Origin of the sequence: Autumnicola musiva (genome assembly GCF_031846585.1) — a bacterium.
GTDB lineage: Bacteria > Bacteroidota > Bacteroidia > Flavobacteriales > Flavobacteriaceae > Autumnicola > Autumnicola musiva.
This window is the reverse complement of sequence record NZ_JAVRHK010000008.1, coordinates 73,893-94,671: the sequence shown is the minus strand read 5'-3', so window position 1 is coordinate 94,671 and position 20,779 is coordinate 73,893. Positions and strand designations below refer to the sequence as shown.

The 20,779-nt window shown below is 38.6% G+C and carries 23 protein-coding genes and 1 pseudogene; 12 read left to right on the top strand and 12 right to left on the bottom strand.

The features are described from left to right. The first annotated feature begins 186 nt into the window (after nucleotides 1-186). Both RM539_RS12015 and RM539_RS12010 read left to right on the top strand, forming a co-directional pair. Complete coding sequence (locus RM539_RS12015) at nucleotides 187-669, top strand: helix-turn-helix transcriptional regulator (protein ID WP_311503646.1); 483 nt, start codon at nucleotides 187-189, stop codon at nucleotides 667-669. Nucleotides 670-732: 63 nt separating this feature from the next. Beyond that, nucleotides 733-1,323 carry a nucleotidyl transferase AbiEii/AbiGii toxin family protein gene (locus RM539_RS12010; RefSeq protein ID WP_311503645.1) on the top strand — a complete coding sequence of 197 codons (591 nt, stop codon included), beginning with the start codon at nucleotides 733-735 and terminating at the stop codon, nucleotides 1,321-1,323. 132 nt (nucleotides 1,324-1,455) lie between these two features. On the opposite strand, the gene RM539_RS12005 is transcribed toward RM539_RS12010, so the two are convergent. The 3 genes from RM539_RS12005 to RM539_RS11995 all read right to left on the bottom strand — a co-directional run bounded on the left by RM539_RS12005 (nucleotide 1,456) and on the right by RM539_RS11995 (nucleotide 2,498). Beyond that, nucleotides 1,456-1,800, bottom strand: coding sequence for a helix-turn-helix domain-containing protein (locus tag RM539_RS12005; RefSeq protein ID WP_311503644.1), 345 nt, complete (start codon nucleotides 1,798-1,800; stop codon nucleotides 1,456-1,458). Beyond that, nucleotides 1,797-2,132, bottom strand: coding sequence for a helix-turn-helix domain-containing protein (locus RM539_RS12000; RefSeq protein WP_311503643.1), 336 nt, complete (start codon nucleotides 2,130-2,132; stop codon nucleotides 1,797-1,799). Before RM539_RS12000 ends, RM539_RS12005 begins: the two co-directional genes overlap by 4 nt. A 93-nt stretch (nucleotides 2,133-2,225) precedes the next feature. Continuing rightward, a complete protein-coding gene (locus RM539_RS11995; protein WP_311503642.1) occupies nucleotides 2,226-2,498 on the bottom strand; it encodes a helix-turn-helix domain-containing protein in 273 nt (90 codons plus the stop codon). Nucleotides 2,499-2,646: 148 nt separating this feature from the next. On the opposite strand from RM539_RS11995, the gene RM539_RS11990 reads away from it, so the two are divergent. Both RM539_RS11990 and RM539_RS11985 read left to right on the top strand, forming a co-directional pair. Next, a complete protein-coding gene (locus tag RM539_RS11990) occupies nucleotides 2,647-3,054 on the top strand; it encodes a helix-turn-helix domain-containing protein (protein ID WP_311503729.1) in 408 nt (135 codons plus the stop codon). Between the two features lie 86 nt (nucleotides 3,055-3,140). Further along, nucleotides 3,141-3,686, top strand: a complete 546-nt coding sequence (locus RM539_RS11985) for a DUF2441 domain-containing protein (protein WP_311503641.1) — start codon at nucleotides 3,141-3,143, stop codon at nucleotides 3,684-3,686. Between the two features lie 292 nt (nucleotides 3,687-3,978). On the opposite strand, the pseudogene RM539_RS11980 reads toward RM539_RS11985, so the two are convergent. Further along, nucleotides 3,979-4,885, bottom strand: a pseudogene (locus RM539_RS11980) (IS1595 family transposase). A 40-nt stretch (nucleotides 4,886-4,925) separates the two neighbouring features. Between RM539_RS11980 and RM539_RS11975 the strand changes: the two are divergent. The 3 genes from RM539_RS11975 to RM539_RS11965 all read left to right on the top strand — a co-directional run bounded on the left by RM539_RS11975 (nucleotide 4,926) and on the right by RM539_RS11965 (nucleotide 6,660). Next, nucleotides 4,926-5,351: a hypothetical protein gene (locus tag RM539_RS11975; protein WP_311503640.1), complete on the top strand. Its 426-nt coding sequence runs from the start codon at nucleotides 4,926-4,928 to the stop codon at nucleotides 5,349-5,351. 143 nt (nucleotides 5,352-5,494) lie between these two features. After that, nucleotides 5,495-5,803 carry a Spi family protease inhibitor gene (locus RM539_RS11970; protein ID WP_311503639.1) on the top strand — a complete coding sequence of 103 codons (309 nt, stop codon included), beginning with the start codon at nucleotides 5,495-5,497 and terminating at the stop codon, nucleotides 5,801-5,803. A 59-nt stretch (nucleotides 5,804-5,862) separates the two neighbouring features. Next, entirely contained in the window at nucleotides 5,863-6,660 is a 798-nt protein-coding gene (locus RM539_RS11965) for a C10 family peptidase (RefSeq protein ID WP_311503638.1), read from the top strand. Nucleotides 6,661-7,369: 709 nt separating this feature from the next. Here the strand turns inward: RM539_RS11965 and RM539_RS11960 are convergent. The 8 genes from RM539_RS11960 to RM539_RS11925 form a co-directional block, all read right to left on the bottom strand. Further along, the gene (locus RM539_RS11960) at nucleotides 7,370-8,152 is read right to left on the bottom strand and encodes a DUF1206 domain-containing protein (RefSeq protein WP_311503637.1); all 783 of its coding nucleotides are present in this window, start codon (nucleotides 8,150-8,152) and stop codon (nucleotides 7,370-7,372) included. A 359-nt stretch (nucleotides 8,153-8,511) separates the two neighbouring features. Next, on the bottom strand, nucleotides 8,512-9,111 hold the full coding sequence (locus RM539_RS11955; protein ID WP_311503636.1) for a nucleotidyltransferase family protein: 600 nt from the start codon (nucleotides 9,109-9,111) through the stop codon (nucleotides 8,512-8,514). A gap of 2 nt (nucleotides 9,112-9,113) precedes the next feature. Next, the gene (locus RM539_RS11950; protein ID WP_311503635.1) at nucleotides 9,114-10,133 is read right to left on the bottom strand and encodes an XdhC family protein; all 1,020 of its coding nucleotides are present in this window, start codon (nucleotides 10,131-10,133) and stop codon (nucleotides 9,114-9,116) included. A gap of 533 nt (nucleotides 10,134-10,666) precedes the next feature. Continuing rightward, nucleotides 10,667-12,877 (bottom strand): xanthine dehydrogenase family protein molybdopterin-binding subunit, encoded by a 2,211-nt coding sequence (locus tag RM539_RS11945; RefSeq protein ID WP_311503634.1) that lies wholly within the window; start codon nucleotides 12,875-12,877, stop codon nucleotides 10,667-10,669. Nucleotides 12,878-12,886: 9 nt separating this feature from the next. After that, nucleotides 12,887-13,351 carry a (2Fe-2S)-binding protein gene (locus RM539_RS11940; protein ID WP_311503633.1) on the bottom strand — a complete coding sequence of 155 codons (465 nt, stop codon included), beginning with the start codon at nucleotides 13,349-13,351 and terminating at the stop codon, nucleotides 12,887-12,889. Nucleotides 13,352-13,355: 4 nt separating this feature from the next. Then, nucleotides 13,356-15,611, bottom strand: a complete 2,256-nt coding sequence (locus RM539_RS11935) for a xanthine dehydrogenase family protein molybdopterin-binding subunit (protein WP_311503632.1) — start codon at nucleotides 15,609-15,611, stop codon at nucleotides 13,356-13,358. Between the two features lies 1 nt (nucleotide 15,612). Further along, nucleotides 15,613-16,599 carry an FAD binding domain-containing protein gene (locus tag RM539_RS11930; protein WP_311503631.1) on the bottom strand — a complete coding sequence of 329 codons (987 nt, stop codon included), beginning with the start codon at nucleotides 16,597-16,599 and terminating at the stop codon, nucleotides 15,613-15,615. Beyond that, nucleotides 16,596-17,111 carry a (2Fe-2S)-binding protein gene (locus tag RM539_RS11925; RefSeq protein WP_311503630.1) on the bottom strand — a complete coding sequence of 172 codons (516 nt, stop codon included), beginning with the start codon at nucleotides 17,109-17,111 and terminating at the stop codon, nucleotides 16,596-16,598. Before RM539_RS11925 ends, RM539_RS11930 begins: the two co-directional genes overlap by 4 nt. Before the next feature lie 307 nt (nucleotides 17,112-17,418). Here RM539_RS11925 and RM539_RS11920 point away from each other — a divergent pair, with 307 nt between their 5' ends. From RM539_RS11920 to RM539_RS11900, 5 genes are read left to right on the top strand one after another with little or no spacing between them, the layout of a single operon-like run. Next, nucleotides 17,419-18,042 (top strand): NTP transferase domain-containing protein, encoded by a 624-nt coding sequence (locus RM539_RS11920; RefSeq protein ID WP_311503629.1) that lies wholly within the window; start codon nucleotides 17,419-17,421, stop codon nucleotides 18,040-18,042. A gap of 4 nt (nucleotides 18,043-18,046) precedes the next feature. Further along, entirely contained in the window at nucleotides 18,047-18,832 is a 786-nt protein-coding gene (gene modA / locus RM539_RS11915; protein ID WP_311503628.1) for a molybdate ABC transporter substrate-binding protein, read from the top strand. Then, nucleotides 18,829-19,227: a TOBE domain-containing protein gene (locus RM539_RS11910; protein ID WP_311503627.1), complete on the top strand. Its 399-nt coding sequence runs from the start codon at nucleotides 18,829-18,831 to the stop codon at nucleotides 19,225-19,227. The genes modA and RM539_RS11910 overlap by 4 nt, the downstream gene beginning before the upstream one ends. Further along, complete coding sequence (gene modB, locus RM539_RS11905; protein WP_432264630.1) at nucleotides 19,227-19,892, top strand: molybdate ABC transporter permease subunit; 666 nt, start codon at nucleotides 19,227-19,229, stop codon at nucleotides 19,890-19,892. The genes RM539_RS11910 and modB overlap by 1 nt, the downstream gene beginning before the upstream one ends. Continuing rightward, the gene (locus RM539_RS11900) at nucleotides 19,889-20,764 is read left to right on the top strand and encodes an ATP-binding cassette domain-containing protein (RefSeq protein ID WP_311503625.1); all 876 of its coding nucleotides are present in this window, start codon (nucleotides 19,889-19,891) and stop codon (nucleotides 20,762-20,764) included. Before modB ends, RM539_RS11900 begins: the two co-directional genes overlap by 4 nt. Nucleotides 20,765-20,779: the final 15 nt, after the last annotated feature.

The window sequence follows — 20,779 nt, the reverse complement described above, 5'->3', positions numbered from 1 at the left end:
AGGCTGGGCATCAAAAGGTAATGTGACAGCGCTGGAAGAAGTAAATGAAAAGGACATAATTTCTTATTCATCCTGATTTACATATTATTTTCTTTTCAGCCGCAAAAGGAAAATGCTTAAGATGAAAAAAGTAAATGGTTTAATTGCTTATTATTTAATATAAACAATATTGTTTATATTTGTAATATGGGTAATTTATTAAAGTATAAAGGTATTCACCCGGGACTTGTTTTAAAACGTGAACTAAAAAAGCATTCTATAAAGCAACGTCCCTTCGCGATGGCCATAAAGGAACATCCGCAAACTTTGAATGCCATTATTAATGGAAAAAGAAATTTAAACACACCCCTGGCGCTAAAAATTGAAAAGAAACTTGGACTTGAAGAAGGCACTTTAGCAATTTTACAAACCTATTTTGAAATAGAAAGAGAAAAAGAAAAGCTTCAATCAAAAACCCCAAATTTATCCTTGCTTAGGGAATCCTTGTTTTGGGATACTAATATCAATAAGATTGATTGGCAGAAGCAGCGTAAGGCGGTTATCAGCAGGGTTTTTGAACGCGGCAATGAAACTGAGAAGAAGGAAATCGTTCGTTTTTACGGAAAACAAATAGTAGATAATGCCCTTCATTCAGTATCCAGAAAACCCTATACGGTTTCTACAAAATAATTATCCAGGATGCTTTACTACAAAACGGTAACCCCTTTACTTCGTGAGAGTTTAATTCAGCTCATGGCTTCAAAAGAATTTGATGGGTTCAGATTAGTGGGTGGTACCGCGTTGAGCTTACAAATTGGGCATCGGGAATCTATCGATATTGATCTTTTTAGTGATGCGGATTATGGTTCGATTGACTTTAATAATATCACATCCTATCTTGAAAAAACATTCCCTTATGTTGATCATTCTGCCTTAGAACCGGCCTTCGGAAAATCTTATTTTATAGGGGGAAATCAAGAAAATGCTATCAAACTGGATACATTTTATACGGATACTTTTATTCAGCCTCCATTTGTGGAAGATTCGATTCGTATGGCCAGTCTAGAAGAAATTATCGCGATGAAAGTAGATGTTGTTCAACGAGGAGGCCGTAAAAAAGATTTTTGGGATCTGCACGCGCTATTTGATTCCTACAATCTGAAACAAATGTTACAACTGCACAAACAGCGTTATCCTTATAGTCACGACCAAATATTAATACTTAAAAACTTTACGGATTTTACCGAAGCTGATGATGATTTTGATCCTATTTGCTTAATGGGTAAATACTGGGAGTTTATTAAAGACGATATTGAAAGCATTGTTTCAAAGTATGTCCAGTAAGGTTAAATACTAATTAGGCGCCTCCCCTTAAACATCTCTTTTTTATTGCGACCATCGGGAGCAATCAAGATTGTGCCCACAGGCACACATCTTGCACTTCGTTTCATTTTCAAATCTTTATTTAAAGTGTAACTATGGTTTTATCTTCTTTCCAGACCTTAATAATTTTTCATAGAAAAAACATATATCTTTCATCGTATTGCTCATGGGGTTATCGGAATTGTCGATTATAACCTCAATTTTGCTAACGGGTTCAATCATATTTAATATTACGGTTTCCGGGTCAAATCTTTTTAATCCTTCAGGAGTGATGTCTAATATTTTAGCAATATTTTTTAAGGTAATCTCATTAATACTGGAGCGCTGTTCAATTTTACTTACTGCTTGTTTACTAATTCCCCCTAATGACTTACCTAGTTCAGCTTGCGAGAGTCCCCGCAATTTTCTAATCGTTTCAATCTTATGTCCAATAATCATAACCTATTTTTTTTACAGGTCACCAATCGTTTGTAAAGTTCGATGACCTTTGCTTCTAAATTTAAAGGAGTATCTTCCTTTTTGGATATTTTCAAAACCTGTTTTTCTGGTTCATTAATTACTTCAAACATTTTTGTTCTATCAAAATTTATGATGAAATACACTGTAACTTGCAGGGCATCAGCAACTTTAATTAAAAGGTCGTCGTCTACTTTATTTTTATTTTCAATAACTGAAATAGAATTTTGGTTTAAACCCATAATCCTGGCCAAGGCGTCTTGTTTTAACCCCTTTAATATTCTAATTGTAGCAATGTTTTTTCCGGTACTCATTTTACAATTTGGATTTTCTCTTTAGTTAGTAGATTTTCCAGAAGTCCGAGAATATTTTTCTGGGTTTCCAATAATTCCATTTGCAACTGAATTTCATTTGGATTTAACTGTATTAGTGGCGGGTTTATCATGGTTGCGGAGATTAGTAATAAAATCATCTTTGATTTCTTTATACCGTAATATATACAAGGGGTCGCAATCTAATATATCAGATATTTGTGCCAATCGGGTTAAGGTAATATCCGTGATATTGTTCTCTATATTGCAATACGCCCGTGTTGATATTCCCAGGCAACTTGCCATATAGCTCCTTTTATAGTTCTTTTCCCTTTCCCTTATCTCTTGTATGTTATCTCCAATTTTCATAGACAAAAAATTTATTCTATCTTAATAGTAAGTAAAGTAACAACCGTAATTCTTTTACCGAACCAATACAACTTGTATCCTACCAGAAATGGTTTGTTTTTTACCAAGCCAAGGAATGAAATAAAAAAGATTGATTATCTTTGAGATTATGACAACAACTATCAACCCCAACCATATAGGTCGTAAAATAGCCCGCATTCGTGAGCTTCGTGGAATGAAACAGGAAACCCTTGCCGAGGAATTAGGCATTAGCCAACAAAGCGTTTCCCACTTAGAACAAAGTGAAAAAATTGAAGATGAAAAACTGGAAAGTGTAGCCAAGATATTGGGAGTAACTAAAGAAGCCATTGAAAATTTTTCTGAAGAAGCGGTATTTAATTATTTCAGCAATTTCTATGATAATAGTACAGGCCAAGTGTATAATAATCATTGTTCTTTTAATCCTTTAGAGGAACTTAAAAAATCCTACGAGGAAAATAAAAAACTTTATGAAAGGCTAGTCCAAGCTGAAAAGGATAAGGTTGCTTATTTGGAGCAGCTATTAAAGAAAAATTAATTTTGGATTTTTCATGATTGAAAAGCCTTGCAGATACTTTTATTGATGCAAGGTTTTTTTATGTTGTATAAAATATCACATAGAAAATGCCTAAGTTTTTTCATGTCACCAGAACAAATTTAAGTGGAATCGATAGTTTCCAATTAGGTCAATTTGATAACAGTATAGCAGGTGAATATCTATATTCATCTCAAGATTTTAAAAGTTCTATTAGAAAACAATATCCAGATGGAATTGCCAAACATGGTGAAATTTTCTTGCTAAATACATTTCAGTCCACCGGTCCAAATCAAGGATTTACTGATAATGAGTTTTTAATTGAAATGACTTTTGAGTTAGTAAGAAAGTTAAAATTCCCTGAGAGAAACTCGCGATTCACGGTATCCTTTGGCTGTTTGAATCTGGAAGATGCAAAGCGATTAAGGGAAATAACATTTGATGGGGAGGGAGAAATCTTTGAAGTCGAATGTGATCGTTATTTTAAAGCAGATATGTCATTTCTAAGACAAGGAGGAAGTATTATAGGCATGGAGATTATGGCAGAAAAGTATTGGTCGGGAAAATCCTCTGGAAACCCTTTTTGGGAAGTATTGATGGAATATCCTGTTAAGATTCTCAATAAAATTGAATGAAACTTGTACTGAATAATTACTACAATTTTTATTATATTTGGATAGGTCAGAATATCAAACTGCACCAATACGTTCTATTTAAATTGTGAGTTAATAATTAGTTCCAACCCCCTGTTTTCTTCTTCAGATTAGGTCATTCCGCATATTTTAAAATAAAAATTTTTAAATTGAAGAAGAACTACTCAACTCTTACATATCCAGAGACAAGAAATAGAATTATTTTTTTTACTTTTTAAATAATATATTATATATTTAACTAAACATTAAAGATTAATTGAATATCCGTTTGATGTCATAACCCTGTGATATTGGCAATTATGAGCCGGTCAAAGAGGCGTTCTCCAAAATATCTACGGTTTAATTTATAGACAAATTCATTTAGGTAGAGTTGTAAATATTTTCCCTTGATTTTATGGTAGTTCCCTAGCAGATTCCGCTTTGCATTGCTGATGGCAAGGTGCACCCATTTTAAAGTTTCTTTGGTAGTGTCTTTGTTGGATTTTTGGCTGATATGAAGTTCAACATAATCAGCTATATCCACATACGAAGTGCTTTTGTCGGTAAACACGATACTCTTTTCATCGATAGATTCACGTAGCGTTTGATTAATTTCCCCCGCCGCATGACTGGTGAGAACCCTTGCCTTAAAATAGCCGGCCTGTCTTGATTTTTTTCCGGTCTTTATATCCTCCAAAGGAGTGGATTCTGCCATGATGGCCACATTTTGTTTTCCGGCAGCTCCCCGTCCACGGAGACCTTTATCCTGTGCCACTTCAGATGATTCCACTGTAAAATAGCCTTCATCCATCTCGATCATTCCTTCTAAAGTATAGCGGGCATCCCTGTTGCCCATCGCTTTTCGTATTTTGTGCACCATCGCCCAAACCGGTTCATATCTTTTCAAGCCCAGCTGGGTCTGGATCTCTTTACTGGAAAATCCTTTTTTAGTGGCACTCATCAAAAACATGGTTTTGTACCAGGTCAAAAAAGAAAGCTTTGAACTTTGCATAATCGTCCCACTGCGAAGGGAGATCCTGCTCCTGCATTGTTTTACACTCATAGCTCCACCTGCTTTTGATCCAGAAATGCTCCCGGCCTCCACATTTGCAAACAACCTCGATTTTATCCCGCTGCTCTTTAAAATGCATGCGGCAGGACTCTTCACTATCAAAATTTGCTGTAAAAGTAAATAGGTTCATAGCAGTAGTTTTCAGGAAATTTACATTAAATATTTGTATTATGAGTGCTTACGGATATTCAATAAAGATTATGTTTAAATATACTTTTTTTATTATATTATTTTTTTCTTTGCTTTCTCTTTCCTGCTCTGAAAGACAAAAAGAAGGAGATTGGGAGAATAATATAAAATTATCCCAGAATTTTGTTGAGTTTTCATCCAAGAATGATTCTATAATCATTACCTCAGAAGGGGAAAGTTGGTGGATAAATAATGTGGTATTTAATCGTTCTAATTTTAAAGTAACTGAAAATTCTGATGGATTTGTTTTTCTACAAGAAGACGAATTCACAATAGAAAGAAGAAGTGCTACTGAACTTTATATAGAGGTTTCTGAAAACACTTCAGACTCTATTAGGATTTTGTTTATAGACCTTCAAAATGGAAATTTCTTTGACGGAATTAAAATAACACAATTAAATAAATAATCTCCTCTAATTTTTATTTCTAATTTTTAATTTCAATCACCTATGAAAAGAGTTTTATCCTTGTTTGTAACAAGCATTATACTTTCAGTTCTCCTACTATAGAGGAGGAAAATTATGCAAATCAAGAAAATGAATCTGAACAAGTGGAGCATTTTATTGATCTCGAGCATGCCAAAGAAATTTCAAAAAACTTTTATAAAAGCGATGGTAAAAAATCGAGTAATTTTATAAATAAAAAAATTGAAGAACATTTAGTGGTCAATCCAGACGGTAAAAATCCCACCTCTTATATTATGAATTACGAAGGGGGTGGATTTATAATAGTTTCTGCAGATGATAGAACTATTCCAATTTTGGCCTATTCGGAAAAGAACAAATTCCCATTTAATAGAAATGATACATTACCAGCAAATTTGTTAAACTGGTTAGAATCTATACACATTCTACAATAAAAAAGATTAGAGATGATGACATCAAAATAGAAAATAAAAGTCCGAACGAGAGAAAACAAATGTCAAGTTACCAAAATATTGCTACCAATGGTTATGGTAGCTTTATTGGAACACCATGTTCTGAATCTGACGAAGGAACCCAATTCTGGTTTACCGAAACGTATGGACCTTTTACTCAAACAGAATGGGGTCAGGGAGTAGGTTATAATGATGCATTAGACTACGCTGGATGTACACAACGCAGTAATGGTAAACCTCCTGTAGGATGTGTGGCCACAAGTATAGGTCAAATTATGAAATATCATCAGAAGCCTTCTACTTATAGTTGGATTCAAATGCCAAATATAGGTGGATCACCACAGACAGCAAACTTATTAAAAGATGTAGCAATAGCCGCAAATATGGAATTCGGATGTGAAGTTTCCGGTGCCAATAAGGAGGAAACAATAATGGCACTAAACTCATTTGGTTATAATCATGTTCAACTTTCAGATTATTCGGGTTATTCTGGCAATCAAATTCTTAAACAAGAAATTGAAAATGAAAGACCTGTAATACTTACGGGAGGGCGAAACAGTGGATGGTGGATATTCAATAGATATGATGATGGTCATGCATGGGTATGTGATGGTTACAGACTTTCTACAATTTTTGTTTGTCAAGAAAATGATGATCCCAGACCAGATCCTGAAGATCCAGACTATAGTTATCAGATTAAATTAGGAGCTAATGGCTATTTTTATGCTAGCATGAATTGGGGATGGTCAGGTAATTATAATGGGTGGTTTTCCAATGACTGGACTCCTGGTACATATGATTTTAATTATGATAAAAAAATAATTTATAATATATATTGAGCATCATCACAGTATTGTTGTAATGTATCATACGTAAAAAAGTAAATATAAAAATGATAATAAAGGTTGTGGGTTGTCAAAAAAGCAGCTAAAATGAGATGGTAATGATTTAATAGATTTTGAGTCGGGTCTGGAAATGAAACTTGTACTGAATAATTACTACAATTTTTATTATATTTGGTTAGGTCAGAATATCAAACTGCACCAATACGTTCTATTTAAATTGTGAGTTAATCGTGAGTTCAAAAATTTAGAACTGCGTGAAACCATATAAATACCGGGGGTTTCAGCGTTTTAGAAGCGTTCTGCCACCCCGACGAACCTTATCAAAAAAGGATATAAAAACACTGTTAATCTATTGATTTTCAGTGTTTTTTATTTTTACTGATATCAATTGATATCATATGAATTCATCCATTTCAGTGAATGATTCGGTGAATACATGCTTTCCAATAATTCATTATCTTAGAAGAACATTTCGGTTGATTTGACTTTTGTCTTTGTAACTATTGTTTCATTTAAAAGACGCTCGAAATGCAAGACTATACAACCTTTTCCGTTCTTTTCTTTACGAGAAAACTGCATCGGAATTCGAAATATTTTCCCATTATTGAATATAACATTTTCCTCCTTAACTTTATTACTAAGAAAAAAAGGATCACTACAAATAAGCAGTGATCCTTTTAATAATTTTGAAGGAGTTTATCCTTTATCTCAGGTCAGCCACAATAGAAGGATACTTGGCTTTAATAAGCATATAAACACCATAGCCTACCAGTCCAAGTGCTACAATTCCTAAAACAACAGAACCAAATTCATTTTGGATATAACTGAAGGCATCCGTTTGGGTCTGGATATTACTTCCTTTAGATAGTCCAGATTTAAGAGTTAGGTAAGCCATAAGTCCGAATACCAGTCCCCGCGCAGTATGTCCAAATTTCCCTGCATTTACAAGAAGTTTCTGCTCTTTTCGATCCATACCAGCTTCTTCTACTTCTTCCCTGAATTTTCCTGAATATGCCCTATAGATATCGTAGATGGCTTTTATTGCCATTCCTATTCCTATTATAATTGCAATAGTGTTACCATTCGAGCCGGACATTAAAGATCCCATCATAGATTTGCTACCGCCGCCAGAACTACTTCCAAAAGCCATTTTGAATGAATAATATGCCAAACCTCCATAAAGAAGTCCACTTATAAAATACGCAGCTCTCTTGGCATAACCCTTGGCATCGTCATGTAATCCCTTAGGGTTACCAATTGACTGATAAAATCTCCAAAAAACATAACCCAGTAATCCCAGGCCCATAATAATAAGCAAAATCTGACCATAGGATTGCTGCGCCAGGTATTGTAAAGCTCCTTTACTCCCGGTTTGCTGTCCGCCCTGTCCAAAAGCTGCAAGGGCAGTTAAAACTCCAATTAAACAATATACCGCCCCTTTAGCGGCCATGCCAAAACGGGCAAAATTCTTCTTCTTACTACTCATAAATTTTAGATTTTGGTTGTTGTTAGTTTACTGATAATTATAAAACTACAGGAAATTAAAAAACTGACTAAATATTTAGTCAAAATTTATATTTAGTTTAGGTTTCTACGCGCCAGTATGAGAAACTTTCAACATTTTTATTTTATTGATATTATAAGAGCTTTTTAGCTTCGGCAATGAACTGCCTGAAATTAATTCTAAATCATCAGGTCAGGAAATTGATATTCTTCCACCTTCCCTGAAAAATCATTATTATCCTTTAATACCAATAATCTTACGGCGTTATCATGAACTTGTGTAAGCCTCTCCCACCCCAAAAATTGCTAGCAGATGAAATTCTCTTTCTAAAAAGGAAGGTGTTACCTGGTGTATTTATTCAAAAAATTCTCGTAATCCTGCGGAGTGTCTATATCAAGTGTGCGCTCTCCGGGATCTAAAGCAATAACTGAAGTATGTTCACGTGCCAGGATATTTTTAGCTCCTTTATCTTCCTTCAAAGCAGCCAGCTCCTTAAAATAACTCTGCGGAAAAACTGCAGGGACACCAATCGAATCCGGATATTTTGTAGCTATTATTGCTGATGGATTTTCACTGGCTTGGTTTAGCAAATAATTGATATAGACGGAATCCACCAATGGCTGATCTCCCAACATCACCATTGCAGCGCTATAGTTTTTTTTATGCTGAAGAAAATATTTGATCCCGGCTGCTATTGAAGAACCGAGCCCTTCCCGCCAGTTTTTATTATCTACAATGTTGGAACGAAATTGGCTGATTTTGGGAATAATTTTTTCTGAATTAGCACCCAAAACGATAATGGCCTCAGCAGCAACTGAAGCTTCTGCCTCCTGTATAACTTTTCCCAATAAGATGCCGTCATCCAGGGGTAAAAGCTGCTTGGCTTTTTTCATTCGGCTGGATGCACCGGCCGCGATAATAATGATCCCTGTATTGTTCAAAATCAAGTATGGATTTTTCCCATTTTCTCCCTTAATGAAATGGTTGGTTTTTTCCTTACCACTGCGAGAATTTCAGCTATGACGGAAATTGCAATTTCCTGCGGAGTCTCCGCAGCAATGTCCAATCCGGCCGGACCATAAATTTTATCCAGGAAATCGGCATCTGTTTCAGGATGATATTCTATAAAAGCATTGAATATCTTTTCCCGGCGTTTAGCTGCACCCAGTAAACCAATATAGACCACGCTGCAGTTTTTAAGAGCGAGAAGAAATTTAAGATCGGTGGCATAACTGTGGTTCATGAGCATCACTGCGGTTTCACTGTCTATTTCCAGTTGCTGAATTTCCTCCGGCATTAAATGTAAAACTTCCTGCGCTCCCGGGAAATTTGCTTTTGTACGCGGATCTTTAGGCGAAGCATTTACCAGCACTTCCCATCCCAATAATGATGCTGCCGAACATAATTGTACAGCATCATGCTCTGCCCCAATAATCAGCATTCTGAACAACGGCTTTATTTCCTGGCGAAAAACAGAAAATTCATCCGTTCTTTCTGCTGAAATTTTTTCTGAAAATCCCATTTGCTTTCCACCGCCAAACCTGATTGCAGATCCCATTCCTGCAGCCTGGCTTTCTTCTTTTCTAAAAGCAGATTCTATAAAAAAACTTTGTCTTTCTCTGAAAGCTTTTTTAACTAATGCCTCCAGTTCTTCTGAAACAGAAAATGGTTCAAGCAAAATGTACAATATCCCTTCACATCCCAACCGGTAGCGGCCATCATAGGTCATTACTTTTGCTGTATCTTTTTTAAAAACCTCCTGCGCCTGGTTCAGAACTTCTTTTTCCACGCAACCGCCACTAACAGCCCCTGTCATTTTGTCATTTTCGGCAATAAGCATACGTACACCGGGTTTTCTATAAGACGAGCCGTCTAAAGCGACTACTGTGGCGAGTACACTCTTTATGTTTTCTTCCTGATTATTTAAACAGGATTCTATTATTCTTTTAAACTCGTGGGTCATAGTTTTATTTAAACTTCTTAGCTAATCTTCTTCCTTCTACTTTTATTAACGAAATTCGCAAATTTCTATTTATTTTCTAGAACCATTCATGTATGCAAAGAAGTATTTTATTAATTTGAAAACAGGTATTTGCTATTAAAAAACTCCCTTCTGTTTAATAATTATCAATTATCTGTTATTTTCAACTTTAGCTAATCAATTTTTTCCTGTTCGAAAACTGAATTTAGGATATCCTATACAATTTCATTTTCATAATTAATATGCTGAAACAAGTTCAGCATGACGTCCACCATGAATATTACTATCCTCAATAAATTTTTCTAATTTCCACCTGGTATTGTAATCTCTATTATTTCCTCGTTGAATATCATTAACAGTATTTGCGCAATTATCCTTAGTGAGTTTTACAAAGCTTTTAATTTTTTGCGCAAGGGATAGCAGCGGCATCCTTTTGTGGCGCAGCAGCGCTGCAAAAGATACAGCGGATAGCCCGGGCCGCAGGCTGCGCCCAAAATAAACCAGTTTTTAGCTTTCTATTCTTCCGGCTCGCGCAAATATTTTTCTACAGGATTAATGGGCAGGTCCCGGTACCGCACTCCGGTGGCATCGAAAACGGCGTTTGCCACTGCAGCGGCAGAAGGTCCCTGCGCTGCTTCGCCCGCACCCAATGGTTTCTCATTCACCCGGTCTATCACTTCTACCTCCACTTCGGGAATTTCCTCAAACCTGAAGATTGGATATCTATGCCAGTCTACACTTATAATATGTTCCTTATCAAAGCGGACTTCCTCCCGAAGTGCCCAGCTGGCAGCCTGTACCATTCCGCCTTCAGTTTGATTCTTTAGCCCGTCGGGATTTATAGTTTCCCCGGAATCAATTACTCCCCACATCTTTTTTACCCGAAAGATACCATCATCCATCTTCTTAACATGGGCGGCAACGGCAAAATAAGAAGCGGAATTTTTGTAGCGTGAAAAAGCATATCCCAGTCCTTCGTTTTCGCCGGGGCGAACATTGCTCGTATGTTCTTTTATTTTTCTAAGGCAAGTAATCGCGCGCTCATCGTTGAGATGATTTATACGGAATTCCACCGGATCTTTCCCTGCTTTATGGGCCAGCTCGTCCATAAAAGATTCTATTCCAAAAATATTCCCATAAGCGCCAAGCCCCCTTAATGCCGATTTTCTAAGTGGCCCCTGGAAAATATGGGAAGTGGTACGTAATGCACCTATATTATAATAAGGTGTGGAGTTTCTTACCGCACCACCTTTAAATCCAATCCCTGGAACACCATGGCCCTTATCCAGAAAACGTGCAGGCAGCAAAGTTTCGGGCTGGCCGTTGGGTCTTGTGCTGTGCCCATCTGACCAAAAATTATAATTCCAACCCTGTATTTTTCCGCTGGCATCCAACCCCGCCTGCAGTTCCATAATCATTGCCGTTCCATAAGGTTCCCAGCAATGTTCATCGTTTCTCATCCACTGCAGCCTTACGTGCCGCCCGGGATAATTTACCGCCAGCAAGGCAGCTTCGGCAGCAACATCATCGGCGCCATTATGCCCATAACATCCGGAACCGGGAACTCCTTTTACATGAATGGATTCCGCAGGCAGACCCAGCAGGGCAGCCATGGTTTCCCTTAACGGATAAACGCCCTGGCTATGCGTCCATACACTAAGTTCATTATTTTCAAAATAAGCCACAGCGCAGGAAGGTCCATTGGCGGCGTGCATAATATAAGGTTTATAATAGGCGGCACTATGTTGAACAGGTGCTTCCTTTATTGCCTTTTCCCAATCTCCATTCTCTTCTTCGGTTTCTACCTCAGCGTCCAGTGTTTTCAGGTATTCCTTCAACGGTACATCTGCAGGCAATTCTTCATCATTATCCCATTTTGCAAGGTTGTTTACCTCCCAGCTTAATTTTACTGCCTCATACTCTTCTTCTGCAATAACTCCCACGAAACTGCCGATACGTACCAGCTTTAAAAATCCGGGAAAATTTTCTAGCCCAGCTTCATCTAAAGAGGCCAGTTTTGAAGTATAGGAACTCGGCCGGATGATGCGCGCATGTACCATGTTAGGAAACTCCAGATCCTGCACATACTCATGTTCAGCCCGTACCATGGCAGAAATATCTTTTCGTAAAACTGGTTGCCCTACATATTTTCGTCTGGTTTTCCCGTAGAATTCAGTGGGTTCCCCTATCTCTTCACTCAGCTGTCTTCCTTCCAGCAAGTCATAAAGTGTCATTTTATTATTGCCGGCAATAATCTTCCCATCTTCCAGGCTGATTTCTGATTTTGGAAGCTTCCATTTTTCAGAAGCCAGGCTCAGCAATTTTTCCCGGGCTGCAGCAGCAGCTCTTCTTATAGATATGGCACTGGTTTCTATAGAATGACTTCCCGAAGTGTAACCTTCATTGGCAGTAACTCCTGTTTCGGCTAAATTTACTTCCACCAGGTCGGGATTGGTATTTAATTCTTCAGCAGCCATTTGAGCCACGGCAATCCTTATTCCCTGTCCCAGTTCCATCTTACCGGTAAGCACAAGTACGCTGCCATCTTCAAGCACCCTTAACCAGGCATTAATCCTGTCTGGCCGGTTGGAGTTGTCTGTCGCTGCTTCGCTGTCAACACCTTCACCCTGTTTTTCTTTGCTGTTCATGCAGGAGGTTCCCAGAATGGTAAATCCTATACTAACATATCCCAACTGTCTTATAAATTCTCTCCTTGAAGTTTGCATAATGCTGATTTATGAAGTTGAAGCTTTTTTTACCGCCTTTATTACCCGGGGATGAACCCCACAACGGCAAATATTCCTATACAGGGCAGCCTGGATCTCTTCATCTGAAGGATCTGAGTTTTCAGAAAGAAGTCCCACTGAGGCCATAACAAGCCCATTAAGGCAATAGCCGCATTGCGCTGCCTGCTCATCTATAAATGCCTGTTGTACCTTATGAAGATTCCCATCTTCACCGGCCAGTCCTTCAAGGGTTGTAATTTCTTTTTCAGCTGCCTCGTCAACGCGCTTAAGACAGGAAGGATTTGCCTTACCGTCAAAAAGCACCATACATGCCCCACATTGTGATAATCCGCAGCCGAATTTTGGCCCTTTTAATCCAAGATTATTTCTTAATACATAAAGCAATGGTGTTTGTGGATCCACATTAACTTCATGCTCCTTTCCATTTACTTTTAAGGTTATTTTCTTTTTCATAGAATTAAATTTGTTCTGCTTTAGCCGTATGTAAGCCCATTGCTTTATCCAGAGTAATTGGTAATTCCCTGATGCGTCTTCCGGTGGCATGATAGACGGCATTTCCTATAGCTGCCGCTACCCCTACCAGGCCGATTTCCCCAATGCCTTTGGCTCCTACAGAACTCACGATATGGTCTTCTTCTTCAACAAAAAGAATATCAATATCGGGCATATCGGCATTAATGGCAATGTGATATTCGGCTAAATCATGATTTATAAATCTTCCGAAGTTGTGATCCATAAAAGAGTCTTCTTCCAAAGCCATGGAAATTCCCCATACCACTCCTCCCAGAATCTGGCTGTGAGCAGTTTTATGGTTCAGGATCTTTCCGCCGTCTATTGCACTTACCACCCGGGTAACTTTAATGGTTCCCAAATCTTCATCTACTTTTACTTCAGCAAAAACTGCAGAATGGGTATTACGGCCGTACTTATTTTGCTTTAGCATATTTGGGATAAGGGCATATTTCTTTTTGATTTTATCTATTTCCCTTTTTTTCATTACTTCGGAAATACTGATGCTCCAGGCAGCATTTTTTTTATCTGTAATCTTAGCATCGGCGAAAATTACATCTTCCAGGTCGGCGCCCTTAAACGGAGAATTTTTCAGTTTTCCGGCTTCCTTCAGTAATTTTTTGGCGACTTTTAAACACGCCGATTTCACTGCTGATCCCACCGAAGCAGCCGTGGCGGACCCACCTTCTATTAACGCAAAAGGCAAAGAAGAATCTCCCAGTTTTGCAGTAACATTTTCAAAAGGTATTCCTAGAGTTTCCGCAGCGATTTGTGCCATAATGGTGTAGGTGCCGGTGCCAATATCGGCTGTGGCACTTCCAACTTCCAGTTTACCATCTGCTGTAAGAACAGCTTTCGCCCGGGCCGGCATTTGCAAGGCATCCCAGATTCCGGTAGCCATTCCCCAGCCAATGAGCTGATGGCCTTCTTTCATGGAGCCCGGTTCAGGATTACGATTTTCCCAGCCAAATCTTTCTGCCGCCTGACGATAGCATTCTTTTAAAGTCTTACTTGAAAAAGGTTTTCCCTGACTCTTGTCTTCTTCAGTATAATTTTTAAGCCGAAGCTCCAGCGGATCAATTTTTAGCTTATAAGCCAGCTCATCCATTGCCGATTCCAAAGCATATACTCCGGTAGCACCACCCGGCGCACGCATATCAAGAGGTGTATACATATCCAGCGGTACAACCCGGTATTTTTCTTCAATATTATCACAGTTATACAACTTAGCAGACCAGTTCACGATATTTTCGATATACTTCTCAAAACGCGAAGTTTCGGAATAGGCAGAATGATGTATAGCTTTCAACCTGCCATCGGGTGAAGCTCCTATTTTTAAATTCTGGATAGTAATTGGACGGTGACCAAAAGAAAACATTTGCGGACGCGTAAGTTCAACCTTTACTGATCGCTTTAATTGTGTAGCAGCCAAAACAGCCATAAATAATTGATATTGCGGCCGCAGGCAGGAACCAAAAGCGCCTCCTACGTATGGTGAAAGTACTTTGATTTTCTTTCGGGAAATACCAAAAACCATAGAAACATAATGCCTGCTATTCAGCACCCCCTGGGTTTTATCATAAATAGTCAAATTTCCGTCTTCTTCATAAATCACTGTGGAAGCATGCATTTCCATGGGGTTATGATGCTCTGCCCCATGAAAATATTCTAAATCTAATTTTACTTCAGCTGAATCAAAAGCTTTTTCAAAATCTCCAATGGATTTTGGAGGTTCAAACCCGGCTCTTAAGCCAATTCCCTTTTCGCTCTTTTCAAGGTTATCAATTAGTTTAGTATCATGCTCCTTCTCTTCATATTCCACTTCTACAAGGTGGGAAGCATATTTTGCCAGTTCCAGGCTTTTAGCCACTACCAGTGCAACCGGCTGCATGTTAAACTGAATTTCATCGCTGTGGAGCGGCCGGAAAGGATCTCCCGGAGGCGCATCCATATCCTTATAACTTAAATCAAGCCAGGCAAGGCTGGGAGTATTTTCATGGGTAAAAACCTGCACCACACCATCCAGTTCCAAAGCTTTTGAAGTGTTAATATTCTTAATCCTGCCTTTAGCAATCGCTCCCGAAACCACAACCCCATGCAAAAGATCTGGTTCATGAAATTCTGCGGCATATTTGGCTGCTCCGGTCACTTTATCACGGCCCTCTATCCTGTTTTTTGGTTTTCCTATATAATCTGTCGCCATATTATTCTTTTTTTGCAGCCTGCATTAGTGCCCGAACAATTGATCGCCTGGCCAATTCAATTTTGAATTTATTATATATATACCCCTTTGCTCCTTTCAGAATTGTATCTGCCACTTTCTGAAAATTTTCTTTTGTGGCTTCCTTATTCTGAAGCAGGGTTTCGGCTTTTTTATCCCGCCAGGGTTTATGAGCCACTCCTCCCAAAGCAATTCTGGCTTCAATTATTTTTTCTTTGTTTATCTGAAGCCCTGCCGCTACAGAAACCAATGCAAAGGCATAGGAAGCCCTGTCCCGGTTTTTAAGGTACGCGAAGTTTTCAGCAAAACCTTCGGGAGGTAAATCTATAGAAGTTATAATTTCGTTCTCTGAAAGATTGCTGTCTTTTTTTGGCTGATTTTCCGGCAGGCGGTGAAAATCATTAAAAGGAATAGCGCGTTTTCCCTCAGGCCCCTCCACCTGCACCACTGCCCCAAGAGCGGCCAGCGACACACACATATCTGATGGATGTACGGCAATACACTCTTCACTGGCACCTAAAATGGCGTGCATACGGTTATAACCGTTAATTGCAGAACAACCAGTTCCCGGCTGCCGCTTGTTACAAGGCGTGGTATTGTCATAAAAGTAATAACAGCGGGTACGCTGCAGCAAATTTCCCCCGTTTGTTGCTTTATTTCTTAACTGGGGGGATGCTCCGGCCAGAATCGCATGAGAAAGAAGAGGATATCGCTTATGTACTTCTTCATTATACGCAGTATCTGCATTGGTTACCAAAGCTCCAAGGCGTAAACCTCCTTCTTCTGTCTCTTCGATCTTGTTTAAAGCAAGGCCGGTAATATCAATTATACGCTGCGGCTGCATCACATCTATTTTCATCAAATCTAAAAGATTCGTGCCCCCGGCAATGAATTTCGCGTGCTCCTTTTCAGAAATATCTTTTACCGCCGAATGTATATCCTGAGCTTTCGTAAATGTAAATGGTCTCATTGGTTATTTCTTTCCAGTGCTTCCTGCACTACTTTAACAATATTATTATAAGCGCCGCAACGGCAGATGTTGCCACTCATTAAATCCCTGATTTCATCCAGGGTTTTGGCTTTCCCTTCATTAATAAGCCCTATAGTGGAACAAATTTGACCCGGCGTACAATACCCGCACTGGAAGGCATCATGTTCCATAAAAGCTTCCTGTACCGGATGCAGCTGATCTCCTTTGGCAAGTCCTTCAACAGTTGTAATTTCAGCTCCATCATGCATTACTGCAAGACTAAGGCAGGAATTAATTCTTGTTCCGTCGAGCAAAATCGTACAGGCACCACATTGCCCGTGGTCACAGCCCTTTTTAGTTCCGGTAAGATGTAAATGTTCCCGCAGAAGATCTAATATAGATGTCCACGCCTCAATTTTAATCTCCTGCTTTTCCCCGTTAATAGTAAGATTGATTTTTTCCTTTTTAATAGGTACAGGTTTGGACTGCCCCGGATTAGAATTTTCCTTCATAATTTTTTGATTGCATGCTTACATTTCCATTGCAGTTTTCTTCAGCATACTTATAGAAAGATATTTTCAGAAAAAATCAGCGTGAAAAGATTCGCTCTAAAAATTTACATCAAAAAGCACAACAAGAAGAAGCAACATTGTGTTTTAAATATTATTTAACAGAAATAACTTCGGAAACTTTCCCTGAAAATTCAGATAAATTCACCTGCAGTACAAGAAATATTAATTTCATAATGGTTAATTTTAGCCCGCTGAGCAGTTAGTTTTTGAATCACAAAAAATGAGATTACTCAATTCCCTTTAAAAAATGATTAATAAACAGAATAATTTATACGGATTGGTTCTTTGTGGCGGCAGAAGTACCAGAATGGGAAAAGATAAAGGTCTGCTTTCCTATTACGGTGAGTCTCAACGGAAATACTTGTACAAAATGCTGGATGAACTATGTGACAAAGTTTTTATAAGCCTTCATGGTGACCAGATGAATAATATCAGTGCTGATTTTAATACTATAGCCGATAATGATCATTTTCCCGGCCCTTTTAATGGAATATATAGTGCACATCGTCAATTTCCAAATGTTGCCTGGCTTGTAATTGCCATCGATATGCCCCTGCTGCGGGAGAAGGATTTGCAACAGCTAATAACCTCCAGAAATCATGAAAAAACTGCTACTGCCTTTGCTACAGGTGAAAAGAAACTGCCCGAACCTTTATGCGCCATCTGGGAACCGGGATCATTTCTCCCAGCCGCAGAATTTATAGGAGAAAATCAATCGGGGCCGCGTAGATTTTTACTAAATTCGGATGTACAGCTGGTTTTTCCGGAAGATGATACTATACTAATGAATGCAAATACTCCGGAAGAATCCAAGGCTGCCCTGAAAAAAATACAAACTTCAGAAATAAATAATCCTGCTACAACAAAATAATTTTTTGAAATTTAAGTGCATAACATCGCCCATCAAAAATGGAGTTTTTCTGCTGACAATCTTGATTTTTTTTAGTTGTTCAAATAAAAAAGAAAACGTACAGTTAAGGATTGCCACCGCGGCTAATATGCAGTTCGCTATGAAAGAACTGGTACAGGAATTTTCTGAGAAGACAGGGATTACCTGTGAAACCATTGTAAGTTCTTCCGGTAAATTAACTGCACAAATAAAGGCCGGTGCAGCCTATGATATCTTTGTTTCTGCCAACACAAAATATCCTAATGAACTTTATAAAAGCAGAATTGTAAGCCAAAAGCCTGAAATTTATGCCTACGGCAGCCTGGTTTTATGGACTTTAAAAGATGGTCTGAAACCTTCTGTAGAATTACTTCAGGATAATAGGATTAAACACATTGCTGTTGCAAATCCTAAAACAGCACCTTACGGTTCGGCGGCGATAATATTTTTAAAAAATACCGGAGTATATGATCAGGTAAAGCCGAAACTGGTTTTTGGGGAAAGCATTTCTTCAGTAAACCAATTTATATTTTCTGAATCTGCTGAAATTGGCTTTACCGCACAATCTGTGGTTTTATCCCCAAAAATGAAAGGGAAAGGCCAATGGCTAAGCCTGAATGCTGATGTTTATCCTCCAATTGAACAGGGCGTGGTGCTTATTCCGCAGAAAGAAGAAAAAAGAACAGAAAACGCGGCAAAATTTTATAAATTCCTTTTTTCTCCTGAAGCGCAGCAAATACTTCGGGAATATGGTTATCAACCGGCAAAATGAATACTTTAAAAGGAGAAATATCGGCAATACATAGCAGCGGGAGTTTATCTATGCTCAGTATCTTAGTAAAGGGACTTCAGCTGAAGGTAATAGTTGTGGAAACTCCTGAAACTGCTTCCTATCTTAGGACCGGAAAAGAAATTAATTTACTTTTTAAAGAAACTGAAGTCATCCTGGCGTGTGGGCCATTTTCAGCAATAAGCATTGAGAACAGAATTCCGGGCACGATAATAAAAATTCTGCAAGGAGAACTTTTAAGCGAAATAAAAATTAGTACGTTACAGGGTGAAATTACTGCAGTTATTGCCAATACGGCCATAGAAGAACTGCAATTAAGCAAAAATACTGAAGTAATAGTAATGGTAAAATCCAATGAAATAATGCTTTCGGAATGATCGAATGGGAACCTTTACTTCTTACCTTTAAACTGGCTGCCATCAGCACCCTTATATTGTTAATAATTGGAGTTCCGCTGGCTTACTGGCTTGCACATACAAAAACCAGATTAAAACCCGTAGTGGAAGCAGTGGTAAGTATGCCCATAATTTTACCACCCACTGTACTCGGATTTTACCTGCTGATTGCCTTGGGAAATTCCAGCTTTTTCGGAAGATGGCTGAATGACACTTTGGGAATACAGCTGGTTTTTTCGTTCAGCGGACTCGTACTGGCCTCGGTAATTTACAGCCTGCCTTTTATGGTACAGCCTGTTCAGTCGGGGTTTGCAGCTTTGCCCCAAAATCTTCGGGAAGCCTCCTATAGTTTGGGGAAATCTAAATTCAATACCTTTTCAAAAGTTCTTTTGCCCAATATTAAAACTTCCCTGCTCACCGGAATGGTCCTTACTTTTGCCCATACCGTTGGGGAATTTGGGGTAGTACTGATGATTGGCGGGAATATTCCCGGGGAAACGCGCGTGGCTTCCATTGCTATTTATGATGAAGTGGAAGCCCTTAATTATGACTCAGCCAATCAACTTTCCTTTGTACTTTTTGTAATAAGTTTTACAATATTGCTGCTCGTCTATTTTATCAATAACGGAAAAAAGTTTTGGAGATGATTCAATGTGAATTTCAAAAGAAATTGCAAGCGCCTCATGGAGAAATGTTGCTGGACGTGAAATTTACTATTGAAAAAGGCGCTTTTGTAGTTATCTACGGAGAATCGGGAGCGGGAAAAACTTCAATATTACGGATGATGGCAGGATTCCTTTCTCCAGAAAAAGGAAAAATGAAAGTTGCCGCCGAAACCTGGTTGAATACCAAAGAAAAGCAATTTCTAGAGCCACAAAAACGCAAAATAGGATTTGTTTTTCAGGATTATGCCCTTTTCCCAAATATGAGCGTGGAGGAAAACCTTAATTTTGCTTCAGCCGATAAAAACAACAAATCCCATCTTGAAGAATTAATCTCCATTATGGAACTACACGGACTTCGGGATAGAAAGCCCGCAACGTTATCCGGCGGACAACAACAACGGGTGGCACTGGCGCGGGCCCTGGTAAGGAAACCTGAAATTTTACTTCTGGACGAACCGCTTTCAGCCTTAGATCATGGCATTCGGGGCAAATTGCAGGATTATATTCTGAAAGTGCACAGACAATTTGGACTTACCACAATTTTAATAAGCCATGATCCAGGTGAAATTATAAAACTGGCCGATAAAGTTCTTGTCCTTGAAAATGGGCAAATTACCAAAGAAGAAAAACCTGTGGAAATTTTCACGAAAAGTAAACTCAGCGGAAAATTCCAGTTTTCAGGAGAAGTTATGGAGATTAAACCTGAAGGAGTGGTGACCATTCTCAGCATTTTAATTGGAAGAAATGTGATAAAGGTGGTTTGCATGCAAAAGGAAGTCAGTAACATCAAAGCAGGCGACCAGGTTTTGGTGGCCTCCAAGGCTTTTAACCCGGTGGTTAGAAAAATTGAGTAAAGGTTAGTGAGTAAT